Raw genomic sequence first — 11,175 nt, 5'->3', positions numbered from 1 at the left:
TAACATTGTCAGTCGATGCAATCGCATTGTCAGTCGATGCAATCGCATTGTCAGTCGATGCAATCACATTGTCAGTCGATGCAATCACATTGTCAGTCGATGCAATCGCATTGTCAGCCGATGCAATCACATTGTCAGCCGATACAATAATTTGCTGGTGCTACCGTTCTTCTACGGCGACGGTTCGTGTAGAACATCGATTCAGTAATCAAAAACCAACCCCCCAACCTTTGTAGGGTTGGGGAAGCCAAACTCTCCTTTTTTAAACGGAGCTACAGTATATACACAACTCTGAAATAGCTGATGATTAATCAAGGTTTTACCCCACCCTAACCCTCCCCGATGCATTGGGGAGCCACTGCGTTGGGCGGGCAATGAATGCCCGACTTGTTCGCTCTTAGCGTTCCCGCAGGGTAGCATGTGGCGTGAGGGAACTGGATTTCCTGTTTCCCACCTTTAAAAGGGGAGCCACTGCGTTGCGGAGGTTCCCTGCGTTGTAGTAAGTGGCGTGGGATTAAGGGGGTAATTCGACTTGTGTGTACACCGTAGCTCCGTTTCAAAGAGGGGTTGAGGGAGAGGTTCTTCCAGAATTACTGAATTGGTGTTCTAGGAGTGTGAGCCACTGCTACCTCTAGAACCAATACAGTTGAGTTAAGCATTTTTTCCTTCTCTCTGTGTTCTCGGCGCCTCTGCGGTACCCTGCGGGAAGCCGCTTTGCGTCTACGTTAAAAAAATTGACTTTGATAAAGAGTTTTAACCTTAACCTAAGCGTATTACCTCCAGAACGCGATCGCCCAGATTTATAACACTACTAACGATACTGGTTATCATGCATGAGAATCGCTATAAAATGAGTAAAAAGGTCTTCTCTATTAACAATTTCAATCTTAAACACCATGAAGTGTCCTAAATTAAAGACAGCTATCTACCGTTTGCATAGAAATGACTGAGCAACGTGATGCTGACTCACCGTCAACTGATTCTCAGCAATTGAGTAAACCGACTGATGCAGCAACAACCAAGTCGGTCGATAATTCCTGGACAAACCGCATTGCTGGTGTCTGGAACAATGCAACAACACGCTTGACGCAACTCTTACCCGTAGAACAAGTGGCACAAACGGTTGTTGAATGGTTTAGTGTAAGCGAGGCTCAGGTTGCAGAGATTTTAGAGAAAGTCCGAGCCGAACTGCCAACCACAGAAGCCCTCGTGATTGGTAAACCCCAAGCTGGAAAAAGTTCAATTGTCCGGGGATTGACAGGAGTATCTGCCGATATTGTTGGTCAGGGATTTCGTCCCCACACGCAACATACCCAACGCTATGCCTATCCTTCCAATGACCTGCCGTTACTGATTTTTACTGATACGGTCGGACTGGGTGATGTTAAACAAGATACTCAGGCAATTATTCAAGAGTTAGTTGGCGATTTAAAAAAAGAGACTCGTTCCGCTAGAATTCTGCTTCTGACAGTTAAAATCAATGATTTTGCAACTGACACGCTACGACAAATTGCTCAACAGTTGCGCCAGCAGTATCCAAATATTCCCTGTCTGCTGGTAGTTACTTGCTTGCATGAGGTTTATCCTGGCGATATCGTCGATCATCCTGCCTATCCGCCAGATTATCAGGAAGTTAACCGCGCATTTGCCGCAATGCAGCAAGCCTTCGCAAAAATAACTGACCGCTCTGTACTAATTGACTTTACCCTAGAAGAAGATGGCTACACTCCGGTATTTTATGGCTTAGAAGCACTGCGAGATTCCCTGGCAGAATTACTCCCAGAAGCCGAAGCCCAGGCGATTTATCAGCTATTGGATCAAGAAGAAACTGGTAAGCAACTTGGTAACCTTTACCGAGATGCTGCCCGCCGTTATATTTTGCCATTTGCGATTATGTCTGCCACCGCCGCCGCTGTACCTCTGCCATTTGCCACAATGCCCGTACTCACTGCCTTGCAAGGATCAATGGTGGGTCTGTTGGGCAAATTATATGGGCAGACACTTACGCCATCTCAGGCGGGAGGCGTTGTGAGTGCGATCGCAGGTGGTTTTTTAGCACAGGCAATTGCCCGGGAGTTAATTAAATTTATACCAGGTTTTGGTAGTGCGATCGCAGCCTCTTGGGCAGCCGCCTATACCTGGGCACTAGGGGAAGCAGCCTGCGTTTACTTTGGTGATTTAATGGGAGGTAAGAAACCTGATCCCCAAAAAATTCAGTTGGTGATGCAAGAAGCGTTCCAGGCGGCACAAGAACGGTTTAAGGGAATCAAACGTTAAGACTCAATAATCCTTATCAGCAGGCTTTTCGGAAATCATGTGCGTTTACCTTGATCAACTATGGCTTTTAATAGTTAGCTGAATAATTGCTCATTTAGTCGCTCAATTTCACATCTGTCTTACTTTCAATTGCTACTTGCTCTAAAGTCGGTTCTTCAAGCGTAAACTCATCAATCAGCGTAATTATCACCGCTGCCGCAGGCACTGCAAGCAGTATACCAATAAATCCAAATAACTTACCCATTACCAGAAATGTCACAATCACCATTACCGGGTGAATATTAACTTGCTGACCCATCACCACTGGCTGAACAACATGGGCATCTACTTGATTCATTATAAAGAAAAGTATCACCACAAATACTAGCTTTAGTGGTGAAATACTCAGTGCTATTAATGCTGGTAAAAAAGCACCAATAATCGAACCAAAGTAAGGAATTATTTCAAATAAACCTGCAATAATCCCAAATGGTAGGGCTGACGGAATCCCCAAAATCAAAAGTCCAAAGGCTGCTCCAACACCCAGAAATATCATCGCTATCCCTGTCCCAAAAATCCAGCCCCGCAATCTTGTCTCGCAAGCCTTAAGAATTCGTTTAAACCGCGGATGATGTCGCCTTGGTACTAATCTTAAAATCCCTTTCACTAAGGAATTAGGATCGTAAGCCATATAAAGCGCTAGAATTAACGTCGCTACCAACTCCACAGTTAAACTCAAAGCTTCACCTAAGAAAACTGGTACTCCGGCCAGTAACTGGTCGGTCAAGTTCCGTAGTTGTATTAGTGCTTGGGAAATGTCCGGAATAAAACTGAATCTCTGACGTAGTTGCTCAACATCTCCTGTCAATCTATTGAGATAAGTTGGTAATGTTTTTATTAATTTTTGAGACTCAAACGTCACACTAGGTAGGACTACAGTAGCTAATACTACAATAAATCCGACAATTAATCCAATTAATAACAGAACAGCAAGATCCTGTGATTTGACTAACTTTTGCAAAAACCGTAATAGCGTTCGCAAAATTAAAGCAATCAATGCTGCAATAGTTAAAAGTTCTAATACTGGTAAAAGTTGGTATAGGATGTAGAGTACCACAGCTACCATTACTGCCAATGGTGCACCACGAGTTAACTGCGACCATCCACTGTCTGTATTTCTAGGATTCGCCATTACTGTCACTTATTCTTCTGTTGATCATTATTTAAATTATGGTTCGATAAATTAAGTTTTTTACCGATTTTTGCGTAATTACTGTTACTGAAGTACACAAATTGGGTCTAAAAGCCAGCCAGAAAGCCTATTTTACTTCTGAATACTAGATTTTGACTGTCAGGAGTTATTCATTTACAGATTACGCACCTTGAAAACATTGTAAATTGCAAGCCCAATAGCTAAAAGTAATACTGCATGAATTGAATTTCTAGCAATATGAAATATCAATCTTGATGCCCAAAAAGCAATCAGTGCAACAATAATACCCTAAAGTATACTCAACATAATATGTTTCCTCTTGAACAAGTGATTTTTATTGATTCAGATATTTTATCATCTAACTTGAGTCTTATTCCATTTGTCACAGGTCTAGAAATTTCAATCATCAATAATCACTTTCTTAAAGTTACAAAAAATTCTCCTACACTTTCTCCTTTGCTGCTGGCACAATGCCAAACTTATTTAAACCTGCATCAATGTTCTTAAGTGCTTTAAAATCCTCCTCTGGTAAGGGATAGCTGCTACTGCTGAACAAACCCCCACTGACAGCAGGCTGCTTTTCCAAAAAAGAGAAAGCTTGGCGAAACTCATGCGGCTCGGCTTTAATCGGTGAATCAAAGTGACAGGGAATAATCCACTCAAAGTCCCAACTAGCAACTTTATCAGCCCAGTCAATGGTTTCTTTGGGTGCGCGGTTGAGAATCAGCGTCTGTAAAATTGGTGCGACAAACAAACGCCCATTACCTCGCAGCGCATCAAACGATCGCTGCCAATCTGACTGCCATTTAAAGGGATACAATCCAAAATAAGCTTTCTTTGAGCGTTCTGGTGCTTTCAAAGCATCTTGCAATACCTGGCTCCATTGGCGTATATCTAGTGTGCTTGGTTGAAAGTACAAAGCAAACAACGAGATCCGCCGCCAACCCTTACGGCGATTTACTTGAATGTCTGCAACAATATCAGAAGCATGATCCTTGGCATGGAATAGTAAAGGATATGGATCTAATAAAACGATCGCAGGTGGATCTTCTGGGATAGAAAGCACAGAATCTGTTATTAAAAGAGTATGCGATCGCTTGTGGAAAAAAGCAACTTCCGCAAACCGACCAGGCCCAAGCTCGATGGGGCCCAGCATCGCATAATCAAACTCGTCAGCAAAGGGTGTTTTGCTACTATCTTCTGGGAGTATTTGAGTGCGTTTTTGGGGTAAGCCAAGCCAGCTAAGGGGGAGATTTAGCGGGAAACTCCACTGATGGGGAGCCACAAACACCTGTGCAGTCCCAAAGTACCTAGCGAAGGGACCTACGAAGACTTTGTGTTCTATAGCGGAGATAGTTGGCAGAATAATGTATTTAACGTTCCCGTGTTCCGCCACCAACTCATTCACAAGCCGAATACACTCTGGGGTTGGTGCAACAGGCGCATAGACGAGAAGACCCCCGGCTTCGAGCTTAACCACAGTCATGCGAATCGGCACAACAACGTAGAAAATGCCCTGAATCTGGTCAAAATTCCAGATTGTGCCCTTAACCACTTCTTTGCGGATTGTCTGCCGCCTACCAAATGGGTAGAGTGGCACAACAGGCCATAATCTCCATGAAAAGTCTTTTGGATGTATCTGTTGTGCATTGACTATGCGTTGATCATCAGCCACTCTGCGACCCCCTCCAAATTCCCTGCTCAAATTGTTTTTATTTGCTCTCCACAAAGTTGGAGTTTAGCAAATTGTTGAGATAATCATACCAATTCCTAATTCGTAATGACGCACGTAAGTATTGCAGTAGCAACTCTACGTAATGGCTTTTTATAAAGTAATTTATAATACTCATATTTTCTCCGATACGTTACGCGAATGGTGAGAAGGAAGCTAGGTATTTGTAATTCGTAATATTCCCGGCGTGGTTCATAGACGATAAAAAATCATGAGCAAATATAGAATTTTAAAACCTGAGCAAAGTTACACTTTTAGTCAATATTTTTTGTTACCTAACCCAACGATAGATGTACTGGCTGAGTTTGAGTACGGCTACGATCGCACAGAGTTACAATTACCAAGATACTTTGCTGATATTAGCTATTTAGAATTTTTACAAAATTATTTGCAGCGCAATATAAAGCTTTTTAACCCAATGGCTGAGATATCAATCAGAGAGTTTTTGATTGCTCCTATCCTTGCTGAAATCTGCGATCAAACAAAAGCTCAACTATATAGTGAGTATCCACTTAATGTTAATGAAAAGCTCGAAGGTACTTTGGATTATTACTTACATAAATCTAACTCACTATTGGTGATTGAAGCAAAACAATCAGATATCAGAAGGGGGTTTACACAGCTAGCAGTAGAATTAATTGCTCTGGATCAGTCTCTAGATGAGCAATCATCAATTTTATTTGGCGCAGTTACTAATGGAGATGACTGGAAATTTGGTACACTCAATAGACAACAGAAACTAATTACAGAAGATATTAAACTTTATCGTGTTCCTGAAGGTTTAGAAGATTTGGTACGAGTACTAGTAGGCATCCTTTCATCTGAGGTTTGACGGAATGACGGCAGTTGAAAAACAGCTTGAAGACTTATTTAGGAAGATACTCTGATGCAGAGAGTTTTTTGTAGTAATGATTAGGCGGATATAATATGACTTACTATATTTTAAAAGCTACCAAAGAAACCGTGCATCTAGGTGGTTTCTCCCATCTGTTAGAACCAGCACTCATTATTGATTCTGGCGATACAGTTGACGTAGAAACTTATACTGGTTACTACGTTTATGACAAAGCACCACCTGAGTTTCTCACACCAGAATTTCTCGACATCTGCCAAAATCTTCTACCAGAACGCAAAATTGCTGGGGGGCCGCATTTACTCACAGGGCCTATTTACGTGCGCGATGCCAAACCAGGGGATGTTTTGGAAGTACAATTAAATGCGATCGCACCTCGTTTACCTGTCGGCTTTAATGCTATTCGTACAGGTTGGGGAGCTTTACCACATCAGTTTCCTCAACCTGCTTTGAGATTCATTCCTCTAGATTTAGCAAACAATATCGCTGAATTTCCGGCGGGTGCTGGGATAAAAATTCCCCTCAAACCGTTTTTTGGAATTCTTGGTGTCGCTACCCCAGAAATCTCTCGAACTTCTGTCCCACCAGGTTCTTACGGTGGTAATATTGACAATCGGGAACTGCAAGCTGGTTCTCGTTTATTTTTGCCAATTTTTATACCAGGTGCATTATTTTCTATTGGTGATGGACATTCTGCACAGGGAGACGGCGAAGTAAATGTCACCGCCATTGAAACTTCGATGAACGGTAGAATTACCCTCAAACTTCGCAAGGATTTGCAACTGATAACACCAATTGCCGAAACTCCAACTCATATCATCACAATGGGCTTTGCTCAAACCTTAGATGAAGCCTTAGAACTAGCTTTAAAAAACATGATTGATTTTCTGGAACGCTTCATAAATTTGTCGCCAGAAGATGCTTATGTATTGTGTAGTTTAGCTATAAATTTTCATATAACTCAAGTTGTGAACAGTCCCCAAAAAGGTGTGCATGGAATGCTACCAAAATCAATCTTTTCTAAAAATATTAATTTATAATTTGCAATTTAGCGACCATTGTTTATGTCTAATATTTTTATTCAACTGTTGTTAATCGGTTTAGTTTCTGGCGTTGCTGGCGGGATGTTTGGTATTGGTGGCGGCGCAATTATGATTCCGGCAATGGTGTTAGTAATTGGTTTGGATCAGAAGTTAGCTACAGGGACTTCTGTGGCCGCTCAAATTTTGCCAATCGGGATTTTAGCAGCCTTAGTTTACCACCGCAACGGTCATCTTAATATCAAATATGCCTTGATTATTGCACTTGGTTTAATCGTGGGTAACTTCTTCGGGGCATTGTTTGCAAATCAGCCGTTTATTAGCACCGAGTTAATGAAAAAGCTGTATGGCATCTTTGTGTTAATGATAGGTATTCGTTATTTACTGTCAAATTAAAGACTTTAATTAAGCTTCAGCAATATCTTTGTTAAGCCATCGCCTAGCTTTTCAATAGATTGCTGCTGTTTAGGATCTTTTAACGTGTCATCAGCATTAAAGGCTTCATAAGCTTTGGGTACGGCTACCTGATCAGGAAGTACCAAAACTTTCATGTTTCCCAAGATAGAGCCCAGGTGAACCAACCCCCGCAAACCACCAAGAGCGCCTGGGGAAGCGCTCATAATGCTAGCGACTTTACCTGCAAAAGCAGTCAAAGCCAAAGGTGCTTCATTTGGATATGGACGGGATGCCCAGTCAATAGCATTCTTCAAAACTGCTGTTAGGGAACTGTTATATTCAGGCGAAGCAATCAGCAATCCTTGATGAGAAATCATCAAGTCCTTAAAAGTGCGGGCGTTGGCAGGTAGTCCTTCTTGAGCTTCCAAATTTTCATCATAAAGAGGTAGTGGCAAATCGCGGAGGTCTATATAAGTCACTTCTGCGCCTGCTGCCTTCGCGCCAGCCGCCGCGATTTTTGCCAATTTTTTGTTGTAAGAATCAATCCGGGTGCTGCCAGCAAAGGCGAGGATTTTGGGTGTAGATACCATAGTTATAGGTTGAATGGGAAGGATTAACCTGTTCAGCTGCATTATCCTGTTTTCAGGCGATCGCTATTTGCTACCTTTAGATTTTCTTTACAAACTTTTTCTAAGTTAGATTTTACAGTAGTCATAGTAAAGACTGAAAACCCTGCTTTTAGAGTTTAAATATGAACGCTCACAATATAGAAGTCGTTTTAACTGAAGAGAAACTCTGATGCTGCGGGGTTTACCCTTTCATGCCGGCGATGCTGTGGAAGTGATTATTCTGGAAACTAAAACTCCACAGCACCAAGCACCACCGAAACCCCAATTAAACCGCGTCCACCTTGAAAACTGTAGTTCTTTCCGTTTGAACAGAAAAAACCCTCATCCCCCACCCTTCTGCCAATATTGGGAGAAGGGGAGCCAAAAATAAGTCCCTCTCCCTACTTGGGCTACGGTGTACACACAAGTATGACCCAATACGGTTCAGTTAAGCATTTTTTCCTTCTCTCTGTGTCCTCTGCGCCTCCGCGGTTCGTTAAAAAATTGACTTTGACAAAAAGTTTTAACCTTAACTGAACCGTATTGAAGTATGACCAGCATAGATTTCAACTCTTCTAGTTGTTTCGTAGGGTGCGTTATGGAGACGCCAAAATAACAAATGGGTTCGCCGAAATAACAAATGGGTTCGCCGAAATAACAAATGGGTTCGCCGAAATAACAAATGGGTTCGCCGAAATAACAAATGGGTTCGCCGAAATAACAAATGAGTTCGCCAAAATAACAAATGGGTTCGCCGAAATAACAAATGGGTTCGCCGAAATAACAAATGGGTTCGCCGAAATAACAAATGGGTTGGCGTAGCCCACCGCAGGCATCGCCATGATTGCAACAATTTAGCTTTGTCACGCCAACGTAACGCACCCTTCTCCTATCGGAGACGCTCTTGCGTTCGGGTGACGCTCCTAACGTCGCTAATGCTACGCTAACAGCAGCGCTGTTTCACCGCAAATCTTTGGTGGATGAAGTTTTTCCGACTTGTGTGTACACCGTAGCCCTACTTGGGAGAGGGATTTAGGGTGAGGGCAAAAACTACAGTTCTCAACAACTTAGATACAACTGGAGTTTAGACTATATACTCTACTTATTGACATGATGCGGCCGCCCTGCCGTGCAAGCAAGACCGATTACGTAGTTTTGAATCGTTGTTTTAAAGTTAGGATCGCCTTCTGCTGGTTTCGCAGACAGCGCCAGTTTGACCGGATGGTTGTAGCGTCCCCGCCGAAACAGGTTACCGATATCTCGACGAAACAGTTCCGCAACCGGTACTTGTCCCGTCACAGTCTTCGGATCTCCATTTGTCAAAGTTGTAATTTCAAGGTCAGAAAAATCCTTAAAATTAACGTAATCTTTCCAAATGCTGGTCGCCGCCAGAGTATCCCAGAAGAATAATGTGTCGTACACATAAAATCCTGGAGTGGGTTGATTAGAAAGCTGAAGATTCTTCATGAACTGAGCCGGAGGTGTGGCACATCGGGGATTGCTTTGCAGGCGGTCAGCAAACCCAGTCAGCCTGGCCTCATCAGTTGCATTTAATGGAACAATGTATGCCGGGATGCCGGAATTTAAGATTTTATTGATAGCAACGGCATCAATCCAGAAGTTGGCCTCTGCATTATTGAGCGAGTTAAAAGCTTTCTTGTGCTGTCCGGTTTGAATGTTTTCAAAATTTGTACCGGGAAACGGCAGGTGATGCTCCCCAAAGATATGCGAGCCATCCTGAAAATAGATGTTCCCCAACGTCCAGGTTGGGTAAGGTTCGTTCAGACGATAATTTCCTTTTGCATCGAAATTATCGGCTTTGTTGGTATCCCACACACCACCGATAAATCGGGTTGAAATGACATTCTTTAACTGAGAAAGTTGCAGATATTGCGGACAACCGTACTTATTAGGTTTATTCTCAATTTTTTCGTAAGCTCTTGCCAGGTTCGTTCCTGGGCCAACGCTGAGAACTGTGAGCTGCTCGTGTTTTACGTAAGCTGCACACATCGAGTTGGCAAGGAAATCAGAAGCCTTTTTCTTACGGTCGATCAGGCTTAACTCTGGCAGATTATACTTGTTTAAAATATTTTGAGCTGTGGGAAGGACATATTTGAACGTTTCATCCCGAAATGGCCGATTAAACTCGTTCCAACAGACAACATCATTTTGAGAAAACTTAAACTCTTGGTGAAATAAACAAGGCTCAAACGCCTTTTTTCCACCGTAAGGAAGCTGAAAGCGAAAACTTGTAAACTTCGCGTTTGGCAGCGGTCTTCCATAGTCATCAGCTTGACTTGGAACAGAAATTACGGCAACGCTCTCGTCACAGCCAGAATAAATTTTTGCTTCATTATAGTGAGCGATTGACAAAATCTTTTGTGTTAAACCATTAACGTCTCCCTCTTCAGGACTAAAATTCCCTAACAAATCTCGCTTCAAATTTGGATAGGCGTTAGAATTGTTGCAGTAAGCTTCTCCAGTGGGTGATGTTGTTACTCCAACTAACTTAACAGGCGGCGAAGATTGACTGGAGGCAAGGGCAAGAACCAAGGTTGCATAGGAAGACTCAAACGCACCATCGGTGTCGAGAATGACCTGAATTGGTTTGGGTTTATTGGCAAGTGAGGCTGTTGGCAAGCAAAACGCGACGTAAGCTGCTACAACAAACATGTTAGAAACAATGTTTTTAACATTAAAACGACTCATGATTGCTCCCTTTATTAATATTTGTAGAATTAGCCTTTCACAAGAAAACAACAAATTTAAGAATTTCTGACTTCAGATCAAAAAAATATCTTAGTGAAAAATCTTGACTACTTTTACATAGTTAATATTTTTTAACCTATATACGGAAGTAGTAAGCTCTGGGAATTGCTGCTTTAAAATATTCGGCTACTTGAAGTAAAAATACTGAAGATAGAGGCTGGAGACACTACTTCAAATGACTTGGTAATCAAGACCACATGACTATGGTATATGATACGCCTTATGTGAATTAAGCCACAGGATGCTGTTCAAAAGTAAGAACATCAATACCAAAACGCTGGCGCAGAAAAATACGCAGAGTATGACTG

10 protein-coding genes and 1 pseudogene are annotated in these 11,175 nt (G+C 42.3%); 6 read left to right on the top strand and 5 right to left on the bottom strand.

The window, feature by feature from the left end:
* Window positions 1-5: 5 nt before the first annotated feature.
* Both V7K21_RS28825 and V7K21_RS28820 read left to right on the top strand, forming a co-directional pair.
* Window positions 6-236 carry a hypothetical protein gene (locus V7K21_RS28825; RefSeq protein ID WP_335179264.1) on the top strand — a complete coding sequence of 77 codons (231 nt, stop codon included), beginning with the start codon at window positions 6-8 and terminating at the stop codon, window positions 234-236.
* A gap of 706 nt (window positions 237-942) precedes the next feature.
* On the top strand, window positions 943-2,277 hold the full coding sequence (locus V7K21_RS28820; RefSeq protein WP_335179262.1) for a GTPase family protein: 1,335 nt from the start codon (window positions 943-945) through the stop codon (window positions 2,275-2,277).
* Window positions 2,278-2,371: 94 nt separating this feature from the next.
* Here the strand turns inward: V7K21_RS28820 and V7K21_RS28815 are convergent, their stop codons facing one another.
* Window positions 2,372-3,448, bottom strand: coding sequence for an AI-2E family transporter (locus tag V7K21_RS28815; RefSeq protein ID WP_335179261.1), 1,077 nt, complete (start codon window positions 3,446-3,448; stop codon window positions 2,372-2,374).
* A 463-nt stretch (window positions 3,449-3,911) separates the two neighbouring features.
* Complete coding sequence (locus V7K21_RS28810) at window positions 3,912-5,144, bottom strand: DUF4336 domain-containing protein (protein ID WP_335179259.1); 1,233 nt, start codon at window positions 5,142-5,144, stop codon at window positions 3,912-3,914.
* Between the two features lie 268 nt (window positions 5,145-5,412).
* Between V7K21_RS28810 and V7K21_RS28805 the strand changes: the two genes are divergently transcribed.
* The 3 genes from V7K21_RS28805 (at window position 5,413) to V7K21_RS28795 (ending at window position 7,490) form a co-directional block, all read left to right on the top strand.
* Window positions 5,413-6,033, top strand: a complete 621-nt coding sequence (locus tag V7K21_RS28805) for a hypothetical protein (RefSeq protein ID WP_335179257.1) — start codon at window positions 5,413-5,415, stop codon at window positions 6,031-6,033.
* 95 nt (window positions 6,034-6,128) lie between these two features.
* Window positions 6,129-7,094, top strand: a complete 966-nt coding sequence (locus V7K21_RS28800) for an acetamidase/formamidase family protein (protein ID WP_335179256.1) — start codon at window positions 6,129-6,131, stop codon at window positions 7,092-7,094.
* Window positions 7,095-7,118: 24 nt separating this feature from the next.
* Window positions 7,119-7,490, top strand: a complete 372-nt coding sequence (locus tag V7K21_RS28795) for a TSUP family transporter (RefSeq protein WP_335179255.1) — start codon at window positions 7,119-7,121, stop codon at window positions 7,488-7,490.
* A 5-nt stretch (window positions 7,491-7,495) separates the two neighbouring features.
* Here the strand turns inward: V7K21_RS28795 and V7K21_RS28790 are convergent, their stop codons facing one another.
* On the bottom strand, window positions 7,496-8,080 hold the full coding sequence (locus V7K21_RS28790) for an NADPH-dependent FMN reductase (RefSeq protein ID WP_335179254.1): 585 nt from the start codon (window positions 8,078-8,080) through the stop codon (window positions 7,496-7,498).
* Between the two features lie 161 nt (window positions 8,081-8,241).
* Here V7K21_RS28790 and V7K21_RS28785 point away from each other — a divergent pair.
* A pseudogene (locus V7K21_RS28785) lies at window positions 8,242-8,489 on the top strand (hypothetical protein).
* Between the two features lie 205 nt (window positions 8,490-8,694).
* On the opposite strand, the gene V7K21_RS28780 reads toward V7K21_RS28785, so the two are convergent.
* Window positions 8,695-8,940, bottom strand: coding sequence for a hypothetical protein (locus V7K21_RS28780; RefSeq protein ID WP_335179253.1), 246 nt, complete (start codon window positions 8,938-8,940; stop codon window positions 8,695-8,697).
* A 256-nt stretch (window positions 8,941-9,196) separates the two neighbouring features.
* A complete protein-coding gene (locus V7K21_RS28775; protein ID WP_335179251.1) occupies window positions 9,197-10,807 on the bottom strand; it encodes a hypothetical protein in 1,611 nt (536 codons plus the stop codon).
* Window positions 10,808-11,175 lie beyond the last annotated feature (368 nt).

This window comes from Nostoc sp. (assembly GCF_036919595.1).
Classification (GTDB): Bacteria; Cyanobacteriota; Cyanobacteriia; order Cyanobacteriales; family Nostocaceae; genus Nostoc.
This window is presented reverse-complemented; position numbering and strand designations above follow the sequence as displayed.